The following is a 19,771-nucleotide window of genomic DNA, read 5'->3' as shown; positions in this document are numbered from 1 at the left end:
CTGCGAAACATGAACGAAACCGAAAAATTACTGCCGCCCTATCCGCGCCTCGGCGAAATATACCGGGCTGCTGCCGTGGCAATCGGCACGAAGGCCGGCAATCGCTACGTCGACCGGTTGGCCCGCGAAGGCGAGTTCGACTGGACCTTGCTGCCGGACCTCGGCGACGAACTCCTAGTCGGGCCGCTGGCCAAGAGCGTCGATCCCGAGTTCGCTGACCTCGTGGCCCAAACCGTCTCGTACGTCCACGCGAGCTACGTGAATCTCGTATCGAACGTGCCCCTGGACAGCCTGGATCGGAAGGAGGCGTTGCCGCTTCTCGTTGAGCACTATTTCGCCCCGCACGCACTCGGCCTGATTTTCGGGACGAGGAAAGGGTTCGGCGGACCGGACCTGATGAAGCTTTTCGATCCCGACTTGCGTCCCGTCTCCGTCGTCCTGGAGTGGCTCAACCAGGCGGAAAATCGGCCGCTGGCCAGGGTGGCGTTTCCCGAAGCGACCACTGCGGATCGTGCCGAATTCGAAATGGTACGGAAATGGGCGGATGGTACGAATCTGCCCGACAGCCAGAGCATCTTCCTGTTCGCTAAAGCTCTGGAGAAGGTTGGTGGCGTCAGTGCCGAAAAGATCCAGAACCTTCGCATTTGGCTGACCGTCGCCCGTGCCCTCGCTCATCTGGAAAAAGAATCCCCACTACCGTTCCGCGGTTTCATGCGCCGGCACTTATTGCTCGGCATGCCTGACATCGATATTGGGCGAATCCTTTCGACGGCAGTGATCGAATCAGGCCGACGCTATTCCGAACTCACGCTCCCCGTTCTAACGCTCTACGAGAACCTGAAGCGCACCACGGGGAAAGAAGCCGGAGACCAGGAGAAAACCAAGGCTGAGCTCGATGAGTACGAACGCGCGGCCAACCGGCTCGAACCGGAAGGCCGGACGCGTTTCCATACCGAATGGCTTCGCGGCCGCTGGCACGCGCTTTCCGGGGACTTCGATACGGCCCTTGCCTTCTATGAACGCGCTGCCGAGCTCGCCAATTACCGGGCGGGCGACCAGCAGAGACGCATCGTCGAGGAAGCGCTCGTGCTGGCGGCGTACCTCGGGAGGAAACCCGTCCTCAAGAGGCTCAAGCACCGTGCGGTAGCGTTCGGTCTGTTCATGGAGCCGCTCGCGGGCGACGTGGTGGAGAATTGGGAGCTCGATCATCTCGTTCAGAATTTCCACCTGGTATTTCCGGAACGCGGAAGGTTTCCGGAAGCTCCGGCAGCCGATCTTCGATCAGCCACCCTGCCGTTCCTGGCAATCGACGAGGACGAAATCGCGCGGATCAAGCCCGATACCGGGAAACCCGACCGGATCGTCTCAGTGCGGTTTCCGGACGGCCAGGTGCGACGTTGGCCCCAACTTCGTATGTTCGCCTCATTCAACCGCGTCGAGGAAGTGGAGCTCCTGCTCTCGAAGGGAGCGCCGGTCGACCAGTTGGATCCGTCTGGCGGCTCCGCCCTGCTCTGCGCGATCCAGGAAGCGGAACAATCCGGCGACCGCAGGGTGTTGGACGCCCTTCTCCGGCATACGCATTCGAAAGCCTCCCTCGACAGCGTTACCGCGAAGAAACGGCTTACGCCCCTACTTTGCGCCGTAGAACTGGGAGAGCCGGACGTCGTTGGGAAACTGTTGGCCATGGGGGCTTCTGCCGACCTGAGGGGCAACGTCGTCCAAGAAACGCCGCTGTATTCGGCGGTAACGAAAATCGGCGTGGTCCGGAATCCGGGTATGCTCTACGGCTACCTGTACCGGTCACTGGAGTCGAATCCCGACATGGTCAAAAGGGAGGTGATGCGGCGGTACGGAGTGTCGATGGCCGGCGTTTTCGGCGACGGGAGGGGTATCGCCCAACTGCGAGAAGCCCCCCGCTATGCCGAATTGTTCGAATCGCTCGTGTCGGCGATGGTCGAAGAGCGGACTCGCAGGCACAACCTCCCGAAATTGATCCGGATCGTCGAATTGCTTCTGCAGAACGGGGCGAATCCCAACTCACTACACCGTTATCCGACGCCCGGAAGGACGCCTCTCATGCTCGCGGCGGAAAACAACTCCGGCTGGGCGTTCGATCTGATGGTCCGGCACGGCGGGGATCCGTATCGGCCGGATGCTGCAGGTTTGGACTGCCCGAAGATCGCGATGGGATTCTCTGCTGCCGAGGTCGTAGACTACATGCGAAGCAACGGAATCATGTGACCCGGAAACGGAACTCTAGTCACGGCAGACGGAATGCCCCCGCCTAGAAATTGGCCCACCTCCCGGAAAGTGCAAGGTAGTACGGAGTCTCGACCTTGCCTTCAGGGCTGGCTGGGGGCCGTATCCGCTCTAGCAGCTTGAGCAAGATACCACCCGAGCATGACAAAAATGCCCGCTCAGGAGCATTTCCGGCAGAACACCTCCCTCAGCGTAGGAGGGCCGCAGGTAACGTACCGCGGCGTGGCGCAAGAGAATCATCGCGAGTTCGATGTGCAGGTGTGAAGGGCAGGGCAGGGGGCTCGATCCTGTGGTTTTCCGATTGGATTCGAGCGCTGCGTCCGGTCTAGGGCTAAAACTTCACTAGTTGGGCCATCACATTAGTCATTTCCGCAAGCCTAGCCTTGTCTATTTTCTTCGCGCGCTCGGAGGTGGCAAGGTAAGTATCTTTTGCGAGAGCATCAACACCCTCAAAGAATCGAACAACATTCTCAAGGAATGCGCGCTCCGTTTCTGGCATAGGTTCGCGCGCAGACTCCAGCATTTCCAGCATGTCCTTGGCTATCTTTGCTACCGTCCCCGCATTGTTAATTAGTCGGATAGTTTGCGGTAAAAAACAGTCGCGCCCCATCTGATCTCTGAGCACGAGAGATATAGCATTTAATTCAGCATTCGCTGATAACTTCTTTTGCCGATCTCGCCAGGCTTTACATCGCTCGGATGATGATTTGTAAACGCCTGGCCGACCAGGCTTTCGCTTCTTGATTTCCACCGATTTCCTGTATTTCGTTCGAACGAAATTGCTATTTTTAAAGAAAAACACGGGGAAAACAATGGCGAAAAACTGACAAATGATGCGAACCGATGCGAACCCTAGCTGTTATTTCCCATTATATGGAATTATGGGAAATAACTTTTCCCGCTATTTCCCATTATTAGGACTTATGGGAAATAACTTTTCCCGCTCCTCGATGGTGGGCGCCTCCCTTACACGGCGCAAGGAAACCGCCCATTGCTTCGTGTCGATCCGATCGTGATACTCGTAGGGGATTTCAACCGGGTCTTTGCCGTTGGAAAAGGCACGGCGATAGCTGCAAACCTCATGTTGGGCTTCATCAAGGATTGCGAAGTCGTAGGGGCCGTTCCAGCCTGAACCAACCTCGAAGCTCAACTGCTTGAGCCGGAATACGTCATCAAGCCTGTGTAGATGCGACGGAGCAAATCGGGAAAAAGCTGGACCTCCAGCCGACCCGCCGGATACCTTATGGTGCCCCGATCTTTGACGCCTTTGGCCTGACCCGGCCCGAAGCAATCAAACACCCGCGCGCCGCGCTGCTGCTAAAATTTGGCTGCGCGCTGGACCTTGAACTCTGCGGTTGATTACCTCTCTCTTCGCCCCAATGTCTTCAACGGACTTTCACATGGCAACTCCCGATTACAGCAGCCTGGATGCCGAAATCCTCACGCAGATTGCGCAGAGCAATCGTACCTACACCGCGCTCGTGAGCAGGCTTGAAAACGAAGCCAAGGTCTTCTGCACCACGCCAAAGCAGGAACCTTGGCGAGTCATTAACCGCCGCCTGCAGGCGCTGCGCAAGAAGGGGCAGATTGGTTTCAATACGAAGCTCGGTTGGCGCCGCCGTAACACCGCCGGCGAGTACATCGACTAGCCGGATGCCGCGCAAGAAGAACACCGGCGCCAACGCGGCGCCATCCATCCATACCGCAACCGAGTCGGTGATCTGCCCGCACTGCGGGACTGAGTTCAAGGTCAGCAAACACCGGCTGATGACAGCGAAGACTGCCCCTTGCTGCTCACGTCCGTGTGGCATTGCGTTTCGCACCGGTGTTGCCTCGACAGCGAATGTGCCGTGGAAAACATCGAGACTGCTTCAAGAGTTCGATGGGGCCGTCGCCAGCCTGCCTAGCGGCCTGATCCGCAGTTGGTGGGAGCAAGAACGTTCCGATGGGCATTCGCCGGTCAAAATACTTGCGCGCCTCAACGCCGCATTGGCGAGCAATTACGGCACCGCGCACCCCCAAGTATGGGTATCCAGGGACTCATTGCCGCCCTCGGTCAGGCGCTACATGATGGCGCTGGTCCTTAATCGCTATCTGCCGCCGGCACTATTTTCCGAGTCGCTTGTCGAAGGCCTGCTCTAGGGCTTCGTGGAGCGTCCGGACGGAAAATGAGTAAAGCGGCTCGTGTCGGTATAATGGAAGCTGATCATTGAAGAGCGACAGCAGACAAATCGCCGACAAAGCAATGGTCAAAGGAGGGCTTTACTCATCCAGCAACAGCAACACTCAATTGGTGAGCAAAACTCTATGACCTCTTTAGCAGAATTGTCGCAAATCGAAAGCAATCGGAACACCGGTGGGGCACAAAAGGCTCGAATCCTGGCCGTCGATGACACGCCAGATATTCTGATGCTTCTGAAACTGCTGCTCGGCCTCGACTATGATGTGACAACGGCAACATCGGGCGACGAAGCGATCAACGCAGTTAAAGATAAGACCTTTGACCTGATCATTCTCGATGTGATGATGCCCGGCTTGTCAGGCTTTGAGACGCTGCAGCGCCTGCAGCTTCTTCCGAATTTCGGCACAACGCCGGTAATCTTCCTGACCGCCGCTGATGATGCGGCCAACGAACTGCATGGCCTTGGCCTCGGCGCTCATGACTACATCGCAAAACCCTTCAAGCCCTCCTTGTTGCTGCTCCGAATCAACAACATCGTGCAGCGGATCACGATTCAGAAGGAACTCAGCTCAGCTTTGAACTCCAGGGCGAAAAGTGAAGAACGCCTGCGCTTCGTCATGGAGGCCACAGGGGAGGGCATTTGGGATTGGCTGGTGGCTTCTGATTCGCTGATCAATAACGCCTCATGGTGTCGCATCGTTGGCCTGGACGAACACAAACTTGAGCATTCGATGGCTTTCGTGAAATCACTGATCCATCCCGAAGACCTTGAGTTGGTATCGCGTGCTCTCGATGCCTGCCTCGACCACGACGAACCGCTGGCCATCGAACATCGCGTCAGGCATGCCAATGGTCACTATGTGTGGGTTGAGAAAAAGGGGAGAGTGGTCGAGCGCAGTGAGGACGGTACCGCTGTTCGCATGGTCTGCTCCGTGCGTGACATATCTGAACGCAAGAAAATGGAAGCAGAGTATCGGCGCCTCGCGCTCTTTGACCCCCTGACCGGCCTCCCGAATCGCCGGCTGCTGATCGATCGTCTCCAGCAAACCATCTCGCAATACCGCCGCGACGGCGAAAGCGGCGCAATCTTGTTCATCGACATGGACCGTTTCAAGGAGGTGAATGACACCTACGGGCACGATACCGGCGATCAACTGTTGATTGAGGTTGGCCGGCGCCTGTCCGCTTGCATCCGGACAAGCGATACCGTGGCCAGGCTGGGCGGCGATGAGTTTGTCGTTATGCTCACTCAGCTTCATGAAGACCGCGAGGCAAACAAGGGCTACGCTGCGAAGGTCGCGCAGAAGATCCTCGAATCCTTGGGAAAGCCCTACCACCTGGGGCCGGTGGTCTGCAGTTCGTCTCCAAGTATCGGCCTTGTCATGTTCTCCGGGACCGAAGGCGAAACGGTTGACTCCCTGATCAGGAATGCCGATACCGTCATGTACGAAGCCAAGCAATCTGGGAGAAACAGTCTGCGAATCGCCGATTAGGGCAGGGCGATGCAATTATCGCCAATTGCATCGCCACCATTCCTGTTCGATTACAGCATTTTAGCCGGTGGAAAGCCAAGATTGGCAGCCTCGTGATGCCGTCCGACGTTTCTTCTGAAGAAATGAACGAAGCCTTGGTAGACGCGGAAGCGTGGGGACAATGCTACTACCGGAATGATGAACATGAACCACCAGCTCTATTCCGAGATGAACCAGCATTGTTGCAGGCTTGGCAGTATGGCTATCTCAGTCATTCAAAGTCTACATTGCGTAACGTCAGGTCAGTAGTCAATAGCAGATTGCCCTGAGCCAAAAAGATATACGCGGCTTGCCCCCAAGCACATCAAGGGTGCGATGAGCCAGGTTGACCGCTACCTTGATGCGGCTGAACGGGCTAATACCGGTTGCTACCGGTGCCCATGATTGACACTCAGCGATTCGGTCCCGGCCCCATTCCCCCACCGGGACCCATTCCCCCCATACCGCCGCCCGGTCCCATGCCGCGACCTTGTCCGCCTCCTTGAGCAGGTGGGGTATCCGGTAAGGTCACGCCTTGTTGCTTGGCGCGCAATTGCATCTGTTCATGATGTTGCAGCCGGACTTGCTCACGCTGTTCAGCAGTTTTAGCGGCCTGCATCTTGTTGCGATGCTCAATGCGTTCCTGATTGGTCATCAGTTGGCTGCCGTAAATCGGGACATCCGCGGCAAAGGAAGCTGTCGACGCCATCAAACCCAACGCAATAGCTGACAGGGCAATCTTCGAAGTGTTCGTGGTCATTTTTCTCTCCCAAAAGACTAATCCATCACTACTGTGAAATACCTCTGATGAAACTGGCGAGGTGTTTTTCCATCCCGTCACTTCATTTATAGCCGCTATGACACAGAAATCAGTCTCCGTAACAATGAGTTGCAACTGGCAACAAGAATATTAGACAAAACTGAAATTGCTTGGCTATACTTGTAAGTAACTTATTACATACAAGTAACCATGTCCCTTAACGCTCGCCAATCAACCGAGTCCCGTCAGGCAGAAATCATTGCCACAATGGTCGCCCTGGCTGCCGAGCGAAACCCCGCCGACGTCACGACGACGGATATTGCCAAGGCGATGAATGTGACGCAGGGTGCGCTGTTCCGCCACTTTCCGACCAAAGAGGCGATTCGACTGGCCGTCATCGAATGGACAGAGACGCAACTGATGGCCAAACTAGGGGACGCACAAGCGTCGGCACCCGATGTCTTGAGCGGTCTGGAAGCAATGTTCCTGGCGCACGTAAAATTCATACGTGAATTTCCTGGTGTTCCACGCCTGGTCTTTGCCGAACTCCAGCAACCGGATAGCTCGCCTGTGCGGCAGCGCGTTCAACAAATCATGCGGCGCTATCGGCAGATGTTGGCTGAAACCTTGGGCAAAGCCAAAGCAGCCCAGTTGATAAGAGACGATGTCGATGTCCAGGCTGCCGCTGCACTATTTCTCGGCGCCATCCAGGGGCTGGTGATGCAGTCCATGCTCGGGGGAGCCTCCTCGGATGCTGATGAGCCGGTAATTGGGATTCTCCAGCTCTATCTTGCCGGCCTAGGAGCCAAATCATGAAACCCAGCCAGTTCATTAGCCGTAAGCTTGGACTCGGGCTTTTCGCCGCAATCCTCGTCGTCGGATTTGGCGTGGTTATCGCTCGCTCAGGCCCGTTATCTCCCATCCAGGTCACCACACTCCGTGTGGAGTCCGGCTCGCTGTCCCCAGCGATATTCGGCATTGGGACGGTCGAAGCCCGCCGTAGTTATCTCATCGGTCCAACGGCTGCGGGACGCGTCAAAGCCGTGCATGTGGATGTGGGCGAGACGGTCAAGGCGGGGCAGTTGCTGGCCGAAATCGACCCCGTTGATCTCGATGAACGCCTGCGCTCGACAGAAGCCGCTTATGCCCGGGCGGCCAGTGGCGTCACGGCCGCTGAAGCACAGCGCAAGGATGCCGTGGCCAGACGCCAACTCGCCGAACTCAATGCCAGACGCTATCGCGACCTGGGCGGAAGGAATTTCGTCAGCCCCAGCGCGGTAGAAGGCAAGCAGCAGGAACTGGATTCAGCTCAGGCCGCGCTTGAGGCCAGCGAAGCCAACCTGCAAGGCGCCCGTCAGGAGCAACTTCGGCTGAAGGCTGACCAGGACGGCATTCGGCAACAACGCGGCAACCTGCGCCTGCTGGCCCCGCGGGATGGCTTGGTAACGAGTCGCGATGCGGAGCCCGGCTCGACAGTGATTGCCGGCCAGGCGGTCCTCCGCCTGGTGGAACCGGACAGCCTCTGGGTCAAGGCGCGCCTCGATCAAGGGCGCTCGCGCGGCCTGGCTGTAGGGCAGGCGGCGGATATTGTTTTGCGCAGCAATGCCTCGACCCAGCATCCCGGCAAGGTGGCGCGTATCGAGCCGGTTAGCGACAGCGTCACGGAGGAGCGCATCGCGCAAATCACGTTCGAGCGCATCCCCGAGGGACTGAGCGTTGGCGAAATGACCGAAGTCACCGTGAAGACCGGGGCAGCCCAATCCGGGTTGCTGCTCCCGAACGCCGCCATCAAACAGATGGCGCAGGGCAGCGGCGTCTGGAAACTCAAGGATGGCAAGCCCAGTCTGACTCCGGTGAAGCTGGGCAGCACCAGTCTCGAGGGCAACGTGCAGATTCTCTATGGCTTGGCGGCTGGCGACGAGGTGGTCATTCACAGCGAGCGTGACCTCAATGAGGGCGCCCGCATCAAGGTGGTCAGCCAACTCGTGGGGAATCCCAAGTGATTAGCCTGGCCGGGCGGGACATCCTGCACTCCTGGTCAAAGTTCGTTCTGACCGGTATCGGCCTGGGTTTGTTGATTGGCGTGACCCTGACCATGGCCGGCGTTTATCGCGGCATGGTCGACGATGCCAAGGCATTGCTCAATAACAGCGGTGCCGATATCTGGGTAGTGCAACAGGAGACCCAGGGGCCTTACGCCGAATCGTCGAGTCTGCGCGACGACGTTTATCGGGCCTTGCTGGCGCAGCCAGGGGTTTCCCGTGCGGCCAATGTCACCTATTTGACGATGCAGGTCCGCCTTGGCAATACCGATGTCCGGGCCATGGTGGTCGGCTTTGAACCCGGGCAACCCGGCGAGCCGGGATACCTGGTCGCTGGCCGGCAGATTACTCGTAGCCATTACGAGGCGGTGGCCGATGTGAAGACCGGCTTTCAATTGGGCGACACGATACGCATCCGCCGCCACGACTATCGCGTGGTTGGCCTGACCCGGCGGATGGTCTCGTCGGGCGGCGACCCGATGGTCTTCATCCCGCTCAAGGATGCGCAGGAAGCGCAGTTTCTCAAGGACAACGATGCCATTCTCAATGAGCGGGCCCGCACCACGGCCAATCCAAACCTGAACCGACCCGGTGTACCGGGCCTGCTCGATGCCATCCTGGCGTCACAGAACGCCAATCACAACGTCAATGCGGTGCTCATTCAGATTGTCCCTGGCACCGAGCCGGAACAAGTAGCGACTGAGATTCGCCGCTGGAAGCATCTGCAAGCCTTTACCCGCGCTCAGATGGAAGAAATTCTGGTCTCCAAGCTGATTGCCACCTCGGCCAAGCAAATCGGCATGTTCCTGGTCATCCTGGCCATCGTCAGCGCCGCCATCGTCGCCTTCATCATCTACACCATGACGCTGGGCAAGATACGGGAGATAGCCGTTCTGAAGCTTATCGGTACCCGCAACCGGACGATTGCCGGGATGATTCTGCAGCAGGCCATGGGGCTGGGCCTCATCGGGTTCATGGTCGGCAAGACCGCCGCCACCGTCTGGGCGCCATTTTTCCCGAAATTCGTCCTGCTCGAGCCAGGGGATGCAGTACGCGGATTCATCGTGGTGATGCTCATCTGCGCCCTGGCCAGCACGCTGGCCATCCGGGTCGCCTTGCGTGTCGACCCGGCAACGGCCATCGGAGGCTAATGTGAAAGGTTTCGGGATTCATATCGAGGGGCTGCGCAAACGCTACGGCGAAGGCGATACGGCGGTCGACGCCCTGAAAGACGTCAATATGACCGTTGCGCCGGGCGAGGTGGTCGGCCTGATTGGGCCGTCGGGTTCGGGCAAAAGTACCCTGCTGAAATGCCTGGGCGCCGTCATCGAGCCGACGGCAGGCCGGATGACCCTGGGCGACGAGGTGATTTTCGCGGATGGCTGGAAGATTCCGGACCTCAGAGCCTTGCGCCGCGACCGGATTGGCTTTGTGTTTCAGGCGCCGTACCTGATTCCATTTCTCGACGTCACCGACAACGTGGCCTTGTTGCCGATGCTGGCCGGCAAACCGAATGGCGAAGCGCGCAAGCGGGCGAAAGAACTGCTGGATGCGCTCGATGTTGGCCACCGTGCCAAGGCAAATCCCTCACAGCTCTCCGGTGGCGAGCAGCAACGTGTGGCAATTGCCCGGGCCTTGGCTAATCAACCGCCGGTGATTCTGGCGGATGAACCGACGGCACCACTGGATAGCGAACGGGCGCTCAGCGTCGTGCGCATTCTCAACGACATGGCCCGGCAGTTTCGAACCGCCATCATCGTGGTTACCCACGACGAGAAAATCATTCCCACCTTCAAGCGCATTTATCACATCCGGGATGGAAAAACCTTTGAAGAGCAGGGACTCGGGGCTGGCCAGCCTGAAATCTGACAGCTCAGCGTTGTATCCAAGTATTCATCAGAACGCAGAACATGTTCTTTGTTCTCATTTTCTTGATTCTGGCGGCAACGACTTCTTACCTGTTCCCGGAGTGGTCGTGGGTCACAATCTTGTTGGTGTCGTTCAGCTGTGTGGATACGTTGCCGATACTGCTCGCACGAAGCGGAAGTAACTAGAGACAGAAGCGTGTTGGTCCGTTCATCCAGATACGGATGGCTGCTTAGTTTTCAGAAGCAGCCATTTTTCATGGAAATGACCACCGGCCGCTTTGGCCGACATCCGGTCTATCCCTAGCTCGCCATCGCCCGCGGCACCCCCTCCCAATCCGTCGTATATCGCGGCGACAGATTGCCTCTGCGCATTTGCCAGGACTTTGTCACTCCCTCTGCTGCCAATCGCAACGAACCGCGCCCATACCGCCCATTGATTGCATCAAGCGTTGCCATCAGTTTGTCATTGCGCCTTGGCTCCTGGCTGCTAGGTACGAACAACGAGAATTGCTGGTTGGCTCGCGGAACGATCTCCATCAAGGTAATTCCCGCCTTGTGATAACCGTACCCAGGCCGATATATCTGCCGTAGCAGACGTAGCCCCCACAGAGTCAGCAACCGAGTATCGGCACTCGCTTCAGGCAGAGGGATGGTCATCGCCCGCTGATACTGTGGCACTTCCGGCTTGAAGATATTGGTCCGGATATAGATCTGCAACGCCCCAGCCAGGGCATCCTGCGCCCGCAGTTTTTCGGCTGCCCTGGCAATGTAACTGGCCACGGCCTCCTCTAGTTCTGCCCGGTCATAAACCAATGTTCCGAATGACCGGCTACTCATAATCTGTTGCTTGTCGGGAACGACCTCTTCCAGATTGAGACAAGACACGCCACGCAACTCACGAACAGTGCGTTCCAGCACTACTGAGAATTGACTACGTAGGGTTTCGGCATCCGCATCGTGTAGTTGGCGAACAGTACCAATGCCCATGGATTCGAGTCTGGCGGTGATCTTTCGGCCGACACCCCAGACCTCCCCGACATCGATCCGGTCGAACAAAGCCAGGCGCTCCATGGCCGGCATCGTCGTGAAGTCGCAGACGCCAGCCTCCCCGGCCAGCTTCTTCTTCGCACAGTGATTGGCGAGCTTGGCTAAGGTTTTGGTGGGGCCAATACCGACACAGACGGCGAGGCCTAGCCAGTCAGCGATTCGTTGCCTGATCTCGGCACCATAGGTGAGATATCCGATACGCTCATAGCCGGAAAGATCGAGAAAGCTCTCATCGATGCTGTAGACCTCGATATTCGGTGAAAAAGATGAAAGGATTTCCACCACCCGATTGCTCATGTCGGCATAGAGCGCATAGTTGGAGCTGAAGGCGACGATCCCATAGCGTTTTGCATCCTGCTGGATCTTGAACCAGGGAATGCCCATCGGAATGCCAAGCGCTTTGACCTCAGCCGATCGGGCTACGACGCAGCCGTCGTTATTGGAGAGCACGACGACCGGCGTGTCTTTAAGCTTGGGATTAAATAGCTTCTCGCAGGAAGCGTAGAAGTTGTTGCAATCCACCAGTGCGAACACCGCCATGTTTCAGGCACCAAAGTGCTTGAACTTGCCAGTGACCACTCCCCAGATCAGGAGCTCCATGCCATCCTGGATTTCCAACGGCGGATAGCTCGAGTTCTCGGCTAACAAGGCCACCCTGCCACCCCACTGGTACAGCCGTTTGACCAAGCGTTCGCCATCGACAAAGGCAACGACGATCTGTCCGTGCCGGGGCCGGATGCTCTTGTCGACCACCAGGATGTCGCCGTCGAAGATCTCGGCTCCCTGCATGGAGTCCCCCTCCACCGAGAAGAAGAAAGTCGAGATCGGATTGCGTACCAGGTACTCATTGATGTCGAGGCGCTTGTCAGCATAGTCGGCCGCCGGACTGGGAAAGCCAGCAGAGACACGCACCTCGTCAATCGGCAATGGCTGGCGTGGCGCGCCCGGCAAGGGAACAAACACACCAGGCAGATTATCCAGGCGTAAGCACAACTCAGGCATGAGCCAGCTCGGGGTAGTGCTCGGTCAGCGTGTGATATTCGCGCTCACTGTCGGAAACGAGGACAGATGAGCACTCCGGACAGATCAGGCTCAAATAGCCTTCGATGGTGGCTTGTTCCTGTTCGTTACTCGCTAGTGGGGCATGGCAGTGTGGGCAGACGATACGAATCATGTTCGGCTCCTTATTACGAGTGCTGTATATTCGTACAGTACTTAGCGGAGCGCAACACTGTATGCATTTCGAATCGCTCACCAGATCCGTGAAATCCGCCGACACATCTGGGTTACAGGGGAGGTTTGACGAAAGGGAAATTAAAGTACGTTAAGCCTTTGGAATTGGTAGTAACGGCCTGAATCCGCCTTTCTCGACCCTCCGATGCTGTTTCCAGGCGTAGTCGCCAGTCAGATTGATATGGTTCCAGTGAATCGGCGCAACATGCTTGAGCAACGCCTCATCAATGGGATATTCCTGGGCACGCATCGCGTTGACTGCCCGTTCCAAGTAGACCGTATTCCACAAGATAATCGCCGCCACAACCAGATTGAGGCCACTGGCTCGGTGACGTTGAAGCTCGTAGGTGCGATCCCGGATTTCGCCAAGCCGGTTGAAGCATACGGCGCGAGCCAATGTGTTTTTCGCCTCACCCTTGTTCAGGCCGGCAGTCACGCGCTGGCGCAAGCGCGGGTCGAGCAGCCAGTCCAGCGCAAAAATAGTGCGCTCGATGCGCCCAATTTCGCGCAGTGCAAGCGCCAGGCCGTTTTGTCGTGGATAGCTGGCAAGCTTGCGCAACATCAGCGATGCTGTCACGGTGCCTTGTTTGATTGACGTGACCAGGCGCAGATATTCCTGCCATTGCGTCAGAATAATTTTCTGATTGATTTTTTCACCAAGAAAGTTCGCCAGCGCCGGGTAATTCTTCGGGTCATCGGGTACGAACAGGTTCTTGTCCTTGAGGTCACGAATACGGGGTGCGAAGCGGAAGCCAAGTGGCGGGCACAATGCAAATATGTGATCGGTAAAGCCGTTGGTGTCCGTATAGTGTTCCTCGATGTTCAGTTCCGATTCGTGGTACAGCAAACCATCCAGCACATGCGTCGCGTCGCGTATTGTTGAGGTGATGGCCTTGATGTGATACGGCGCGTATTGGTCGGAAATATGCGTATAGAAGTTGATTCCGGGATCTGAACCGTACCGTAAGTTGACCTGTCCGGTTTGCCCGCCACGACCGCCAACCTTGTAGTTCTGACCATCCGATGAAGAAGTCTTGCCCGTGCCCCAATGCGACGCGAACGGCAATCGATGCTGGTAGTTGACCAATTCGGCCAACCCTTTTGAATACGATTCATCACGAACGTGCCAGGCGCGCACGGTATCAAGTTTGTTGAACGTCGTTCCCGGACATGCCTCCGCCATTTTTGTCAGCCCCAGGTTGATGGCGTCGGCCAGGATCACTGTCAGCAATGCCGACCTGTCCTTGGGCAGCGCATCGGTGCGCAGGTGCGTAAAGTGCCGGGTAAAGTCCGTCCATTGATCGACCTCAAGCAGCAGTTCGGTAATCTTGGGGCGAGGCATCACGCCAAAAATGTGTTCTTCAAGCCGTTCCGCTTCTTCCGGTACGCTTTTGGTCAGTGGCTTGATCTTTAACAATTCGTTGGCGATTTCTGCGTCAGGCAATTCACCGGCAGCGGCCAGGCGGTTCACTTCAACCAATTTCTCTTTGAGTAGCGCCAGTCGGTCCTGCAGATAGCGTTCGCCATCGGTGTCGATTGCCAGCGACAAATCGCCCGCATTGCGCAGCGCCGCAAATCGGTTTGGTGGCAAAAGGTATTCCTCGAAGTCCTTGAACTGCCGCGAACCTGGCACCCATACATCGCCCGACCGTAACGCATTTTTCAGTTCGGACAATGCGCACAGTTCATAGAAGCGGCGGTCAATGCCATCATCTTTCACGACATATTGTTCCCAGCGTGGTTTGATGAATTCGACCGGTGCATCTTTCGGCATCGACCGGGCGTTAGCCGCATTCATGGCTTTGATCGTGTCGATACCGTCCAGCACCTTTTGCGCGACCGGTGCTGCCTTGAACGCGAACGCTTCCAGCAAACGGGGCGAATAGCGCCGCACCTGGCTATAACCCTCCTCGATTAGATGAAGATGATCGAACGATTCCGGCTGCGCCAGCTTTTCTGCTTCCGTGATGCTTTGCGTGAAGGTCTCCCAGGGGATGACCGCTTCGATTGCCGTAAACGGATTGGTGCCGGTCTTGCGCGCATCAATCAGTGCATGGCCCACACGCGAATACAGCCGCACCTTGTCGTTGATCGCCTTGCCCTTGTTGTGGAACGATTCCGCATGCTTGCGTTTCGCATCGGAGAACATCTTGCCGATGATCCTGTCGTTCAAATCCAGTATCTGGTCGATGACGGTAGCCTGGGTATCGATCAGCATGGCCACCAGTGTCGCGTGCCGGCGCGTTGCTTCCAGATCGCGCAGATGTTGAATACTCATCTGCGTCCCTTCGCGGGCCAATTGCGTCAGTCGGCCTTGATGCACCATTTTATCAAGACCGACCGGCAAGCCGACCTCACGAATGGCATCAAGGCGACCAAGATGCAGCAGGATGCGCCTTGCCTTCGCTTCGCCGGGCGGCTGGCGCAGCCAGGTCAATACAATGGTGCGCACGTCATCGCGTGGCGTGAGCAGCTTGTCCAGTTGTTTGCGATGTGTGGCGTCCAATTCATCCGTCAATCGTTGGTAGAACAAGCGCGTGCCACGCGCCAATGCTTCCGCGCATAAACGGTCGATGACTCCTGCGGGCGGCAAAATGATGTGGTGCTTGCGCAGTATTTCAATCAACTGCTCGGCGATCACCATCCCTTTGTTTGTCTGGAGCGCCAGTTCCGTCAACGTGCCGCGTTGCTTCCGGTATTCCCCGGTAGAGAACGGACGATAGCCAAATGCCGCCTGCAATTCGAGCGCATGTTCGCGCCGGGTCTCGTCGCGCTGAGCATATTCGGCCCATGCTGCCGGATTGATGCGCAACTGCCGCGATACATGCGACAGAAGGGCATCCGGCGGCGTGGTATCGGCGGCCATCGCGTAGCCGGGGTAGCGCAGGTAGCACAGTTGAACAGCGAAGCCGATCCGGTTATGCGCCCCACGCCGCTGGCGAATGATCGACAGATCGCGCTCATCGAAGGTGTAATACCGCGCAATCTCCACATCGGAGCCAGGGAAGGCAAACAGCGCTTCCTGTTGGACGGTCGTCAAGAGTGATCGGCGTGGCATGGGTTATTCGGTTGTTGTCCGCAAATATTGGTAGAGCGTTTCCCGGCTGATGCCGAATTCTCAGCTTACATGTGTGCCAGGCGGGCCAGCGCGAGTGTCATTTTCAGAAGTCGGGGCGCTGCTATCCTTGGGTGCTGGCTGTGTAGTGCTTAATGCCACGTAAAGCGCAGTCTTTCCAATCTTGAGTCGTAGCGCGGCCTCGCGAACGTTGAGCCCTTGAGCTAGTAGCATCCTGGCCTTCTGCAATTTCTCGTCCGTCACCACGGGCTTTCGCCCTCCCTTGCGGCCACGTGCAGCGGCGGCGGACAAACCTGCCTTGGTGCGCTCACGGATCAGATCGCGCTCAAATTGTCCGAGCGCGCCAAATACGTGAAAGATGAGGCGACCGCCGGGTGTCGTGGTGTCGATGGCTTCGGTCAGGGAGCGAAATCCCACACCACGCGCCTCCAGTCCGGCGACAACCTCGATCAGATGAGGCAAGGAACGGCCCAGCCGATCAAGTCGCCAAACCCCAAGAACATCACCTTCACGCAGGAACGCCAGTGCCGATGACAGGCCGGGCCGTTCCGATGTAGAACCGGAAACCGTGTCCTCAAATATGCGCTCGCATCCGGCCTTGCGAAGCGCATCCGTCTGCAAGGCAGTATCCTGTTCCGCGGTCGATACAGGGGTCTGAGGCGCAGTGGAACGGAAAATACCGTTAAGCGCTTAGCATGACGCGTCAATGCATTGCCGTCCGCTGCTGCGCTGCTGTCAAGGCATCCGTCGTCATTGACCCATCCACGTCCTCAATCTATTCGCCGTCCGCAGGATTGCGCAGGGGCCGCAATTCACCCTTGGCCACCGCCTCCGGTACTGAAAACGAATAACGCCCCAGCATATTGATGTGTTCGTGTTGCAGCGGCGACAGCCGTGCCACGTCTTCGTCCCGCACCGGGAAACCGCTCACGCGTAGTTGGTTTAGGGCTTCCTCCATGTAGATCGTGTTCCACAACACGATCATGTTGAGCACCAGGCCGAGCGCACCCAACTGATCTTCCTGACCTTCGCGGTAGTGTTGGCGCAACTCGCCGCGTTTGCCGTGGAAGACGGCCCGGGCAACGCTATGCCGGCCTTCGCCACGATTGAGTTGGGTCAGCGTGGCCCGGCGCTTGGCTTCGTCGTCGATATAGGTCAGCGTGTGTAGCGTCTTGTCGATCCGGCCAAACTCGGCGATGGCTTGCGCCAACCGGGTCGGCCGATCACCGACCTGGAGCGTACGCATGATGCCTGTCGCCGGCACCCGGCCAAGCTTAAGCGAGCCAACCAGGCGCAGCATGTCATCCCAGTGCGGCTCAATCTTGTGCAAGCTGAGATGATGTGCCGAGATCGAATTAAGCAGACCGTAATCGGCCTGCTGGTCGATCCGCCAGAAGCGCGTCCCGCCAACGTCGGCTAGGCGCGGACTAAAACGATAGCCAAGCAGGCGAAACAGGCCGAAGACCACATCGCTGTAGGCGCCGGTGTCGGTCATGATCTGCGTTGGTTGGAGGTCGGTCTGCTGTTCAAGCACTACGGCCAGCAGGATCAAACTGTCGCGCAGCGTGCCGGGAACGGTGATGTCGTTCAGGCCGGAAAACTGATCGGAGATCAGGTTGTACCAGGTGACGCCCCGACCGATGCCGAAGTATTTCGGGTTGGGGCCGGCGTGCACCGTGCGCACCGGCACAACGAAGCGCATGCCATCGGCGGAGGCCACCTCGCCGCCACCCCACAAACTGGCGAGCGCCAGATGGCTTTGTGCCGCGACCAGTAACGCGTTAGCGTCCACCTGCGTGTCGTCGCGGAGGTAGTTCTGGTCCACCCAAGACAGCCGGTCGCGCTTCAGTGCCGGCACGTCGCCACGGATCAGCGGCTCCAAGCCGGTATTACAGGCTTCGGCCATCAGCACTGCGCACAGGCTGACGTGCAGGTCGGTGGCGCGAGCCGTGCGTTCTGAAATGTGAGTGAAGGCGTCCGTGAAGCGGGTACGTGCTGCGACTTCCAGAATCAGTTCAGGTAGGTCTACACGCGGCAGCATGCCGGCCACAGTCTCCCGTAGGGCAAGCAGCGAGGCCGGTTCTTCCATCTTGTCGAGTGGACTGAGCACCAGATCGTGCTTGTCGCCGGTCTTATCGAACCGCACCGCCGGGTTGTCGGGCAGTCTGGCCGCGACGGCGCGGTAGGTGCGGTCAAGCTCTGCGGCCAGGGCCGTCAACGTCGGGTCGGGGCTGGCCGACAGCCCCAGGGTCCGACAGATAATCGGCCGGGTGGCTTCCCACTCACTGCCATCGAGCAGGCCGGCCCGAGGATCGGCGTAGCGCCAGCTCGGCGTTACGAACACGTCGCGCCGACGTAGCGCGATGTGCAGCTCGTCCAGGACGCAAAAGGTATAGGCGTGGAAATCGACAGTGCCGTCCTCGCGCAGCACATGACGCCGCCACGATTTGCCAATCACATCGCGCGGCGCGTCATTGCCTGGCTTCTTGCGCACCATGTTGGCCCGTAGCCAGTCGAAGGCGGCAACGACCGGACCACCAGCGGTATTGGCGCCAAAGCTGACGTGCTCGACCAGCGTTGGCAGGAAGCGCCGTACCGTCTTGTACTTGGCGTCCAGCTCCTGATAGAACACGTTGTCTGCAGGGCGGACCAGGGCGTTGACGCCATCGAGCGCCTTCGTGAGCATGTCGCGCGGAATTTTTTCAAACAATTTGGTGCGCAGTTCTGCATCGGGCAGATTCCCGTCGAGCACCATTTGGCAGGCGCTGGCCAAGGTTGCCGCCGCCTGGTCGAGATCCTTCAGCGTGCGCAGGCGCGCCTTCTTGTCCGCCTTGACCGCATCACCGAACATCTCACGCAATAGCGCTTCCAGCACTTCCAGGGCGTCGTCCTGCGCGGCGGCTTCCAGGCAGTGGACGAAGGCGACCAGCGTGGCCAGCCGACGGCAATTCGGCAAGCGAAGGATGGCGCTGGCCTTGGCCGCGCCAGCGAACCGGGCCAAAGCTGCTACTCGGGTTGCCGGGATATGTGCTGTCTCCGGCAGCTTGATGCCCAATTCGCGTACCGAGTGTAGCCGCAGCAGGGCCACCACCAACGATGAGCTACTGATCAATACCGGCCCGGTGCGCAAGCGGTCAAGCTGCGAGTTACGACTGCCGGCCGGAACGGCCAGCAGGCTTTCCAGCCTTGCCTGCTGCTCGCTACTGATGCCCCGGCCCAACGTGCGCCACAATCGATCCTCCACCCGGCTACGCAGGCGGGCGATATAGCGCTCCAGGGTGCTACAGCCGGGCAGCAAGACCTTGTGCGTCACCAGCCAGGTGGTGGATCGATCGAACAATACGCTCGGCCGGTCTGTGCCGGTCCAGCATAGCGCATACAGCCAACGCGTCAGGCGAAAGCCAATCTGGCGCTCGGTAATCTCGACATAGCCGTAACGGACGCGAATTTCTCCGGCGTGCTGCCAGCGTTGTTTTCCGGCGCGATAGGCGCCCGCGTCGTCCCTTGCATCGATGTCCAATTGTTTGGCCAAGGTGTGCAGCACCGATACCGGTACGTCCAGAGGGTTATCCAGGAAGGTGCCAAGGTAGCGCACCGTCCCGAGCTGCAAGGCGTAGCCGAGCCGGTTATGCTCGCCGCGCTTTTGTGCGATTAAGGCGCGGTCGGTGTCGTCCAGGTGGAAGTAACGGGCCAGATCCTCGGCGGAGGGCGATCCGGTGTAGCGGCCATAGTTCTCGCGCTGTTCATTGGAGAGGAAACTGACGGGCACCGGGCTTTCCTTGGCGGACACATT

The 19,771-nt window shown here is 58.2% G+C and carries 16 protein-coding genes; 8 read left to right on the top strand and 8 right to left on the bottom strand.

Annotation, left to right across the window (positions count from 1 at the left end; all coding sequences use genetic code 11):
• Positions 1 to 9 precede the first annotated feature (9 nt).
• A complete protein-coding gene (locus KIG99_RS20095; protein WP_226461902.1) occupies positions 10 to 2,241 on the top strand; it encodes an ankyrin repeat domain-containing protein in 2,232 nt (743 codons plus the stop codon).
• Between the two features lie 349 nt (positions 2,242 to 2,590).
• Here KIG99_RS20095 and KIG99_RS20090 read toward each other — a convergent pair whose 3' ends face one another.
• Positions 2,591 to 3,010: a hypothetical protein gene (locus KIG99_RS20090; protein WP_226461900.1), complete on the bottom strand. Its 420-nt coding sequence runs from the start codon at positions 3,008 to 3,010 to the stop codon at positions 2,591 to 2,593.
• Between the two features lie 649 nt (positions 3,011 to 3,659).
• Here KIG99_RS20090 and KIG99_RS20085 point away from each other — a divergent pair.
• From KIG99_RS20085 to KIG99_RS20075, 3 genes are all read left to right on the top strand, one after another.
• Positions 3,660 to 3,908, top strand: a complete 249-nt coding sequence (locus KIG99_RS20085) for a hypothetical protein (RefSeq protein WP_226461899.1) — start codon at positions 3,660 to 3,662, stop codon at positions 3,906 to 3,908.
• A gap of 4 nt (positions 3,909 to 3,912) precedes the next feature.
• Positions 3,913 to 4,401: a PP2C family serine/threonine-protein phosphatase gene (locus tag KIG99_RS20080; RefSeq protein ID WP_226461898.1), complete on the top strand. Its 489-nt coding sequence runs from the start codon at positions 3,913 to 3,915 to the stop codon at positions 4,399 to 4,401.
• 165 nt (positions 4,402 to 4,566) lie between these two features.
• Positions 4,567 to 5,934: a GGDEF domain-containing response regulator gene (locus KIG99_RS20075; protein WP_226461897.1), complete on the top strand. Its 1,368-nt coding sequence runs from the start codon at positions 4,567 to 4,569 to the stop codon at positions 5,932 to 5,934.
• 430 nt (positions 5,935 to 6,364) lie between these two features.
• On the opposite strand, the gene KIG99_RS20070 is transcribed toward KIG99_RS20075, so the two are convergent.
• Positions 6,365 to 6,712: a hypothetical protein gene (locus KIG99_RS20070; RefSeq protein ID WP_226461896.1), complete on the bottom strand. Its 348-nt coding sequence runs from the start codon at positions 6,710 to 6,712 to the stop codon at positions 6,365 to 6,367.
• Between the two features lie 210 nt (positions 6,713 to 6,922).
• Between KIG99_RS20070 and KIG99_RS20065 the strand changes: the two genes are divergently transcribed.
• From KIG99_RS20065 to KIG99_RS20050, 4 genes are read left to right on the top strand one after another with little or no spacing between them, the layout of a single operon-like run.
• Positions 6,923 to 7,528: a TetR/AcrR family transcriptional regulator gene (locus KIG99_RS20065; RefSeq protein WP_226461895.1), complete on the top strand. Its 606-nt coding sequence runs from the start codon at positions 6,923 to 6,925 to the stop codon at positions 7,526 to 7,528.
• On the top strand, positions 7,525 to 8,715 hold the full coding sequence (locus KIG99_RS20060) for an efflux RND transporter periplasmic adaptor subunit (RefSeq protein WP_226461894.1): 1,191 nt from the start codon (positions 7,525 to 7,527) through the stop codon (positions 8,713 to 8,715). Before KIG99_RS20065 ends, KIG99_RS20060 begins: the two co-directional genes overlap by 4 nt.
• Positions 8,712 to 9,905, top strand: a complete 1,194-nt coding sequence (locus KIG99_RS20055) for an ABC transporter permease (RefSeq protein WP_226461893.1) — start codon at positions 8,712 to 8,714, stop codon at positions 9,903 to 9,905. Before KIG99_RS20060 ends, KIG99_RS20055 begins: the two co-directional genes overlap by 4 nt.
• Before the next feature lies 1 nt (position 9,906).
• Positions 9,907 to 10,623 carry an ABC transporter ATP-binding protein gene (locus KIG99_RS20050; RefSeq protein WP_226461892.1) on the top strand — a complete coding sequence of 239 codons (717 nt, stop codon included), beginning with the start codon at positions 9,907 to 9,909 and terminating at the stop codon, positions 10,621 to 10,623.
• A gap of 299 nt (positions 10,624 to 10,922) precedes the next feature.
• Here KIG99_RS20050 and KIG99_RS20045 read toward each other — a convergent pair whose 3' ends face one another.
• The 6 genes from KIG99_RS20045 to KIG99_RS20020 form a co-directional block, all read right to left on the bottom strand.
• Positions 10,923 to 12,209, bottom strand: coding sequence for a Y-family DNA polymerase (locus KIG99_RS20045; RefSeq protein WP_226461891.1), 1,287 nt, complete (start codon positions 12,207 to 12,209; stop codon positions 10,923 to 10,925).
• 3 nt (positions 12,210 to 12,212) lie between these two features.
• A complete protein-coding gene (locus tag KIG99_RS20040; protein ID WP_226461890.1) occupies positions 12,213 to 12,671 on the bottom strand; it encodes a LexA family protein in 459 nt (152 codons plus the stop codon).
• Positions 12,664 to 12,843, bottom strand: coding sequence for a hypothetical protein (locus tag KIG99_RS20035; protein ID WP_226461888.1), 180 nt, complete (start codon positions 12,841 to 12,843; stop codon positions 12,664 to 12,666). Before KIG99_RS20035 ends, KIG99_RS20040 begins: the two co-directional genes overlap by 8 nt.
• Before the next feature lie 150 nt (positions 12,844 to 12,993).
• Positions 12,994 to 15,960: a Tn3 family transposase gene (locus KIG99_RS20030; protein WP_153133014.1), complete on the bottom strand. Its 2,967-nt coding sequence runs from the start codon at positions 15,958 to 15,960 to the stop codon at positions 12,994 to 12,996.
• Positions 15,961 to 16,020: 60 nt separating this feature from the next.
• Positions 16,021 to 16,599: a recombinase family protein gene (locus tag KIG99_RS20025; RefSeq protein ID WP_455431261.1), complete on the bottom strand. Its 579-nt coding sequence runs from the start codon at positions 16,597 to 16,599 to the stop codon at positions 16,021 to 16,023.
• A gap of 154 nt (positions 16,600 to 16,753) precedes the next feature.
• Positions 16,754 to 19,747, bottom strand: a complete 2,994-nt coding sequence (locus KIG99_RS20020) for a Tn3 family transposase (protein ID WP_226461986.1) — start codon at positions 19,745 to 19,747, stop codon at positions 16,754 to 16,756.
• Between the last annotated feature and the right edge of the window lie 24 nt (positions 19,748 to 19,771).

This window comes from Quatrionicoccus australiensis (assembly GCF_020510425.1).
Taxonomy (GTDB): Bacteria; Pseudomonadota; Gammaproteobacteria; order Burkholderiales; family Rhodocyclaceae; genus Azonexus; species Azonexus australiensis_A.
The sequence above is the reverse complement of the archived record's forward strand: the minus strand, read 5'-3'. Positions and strand labels throughout refer to the sequence as shown.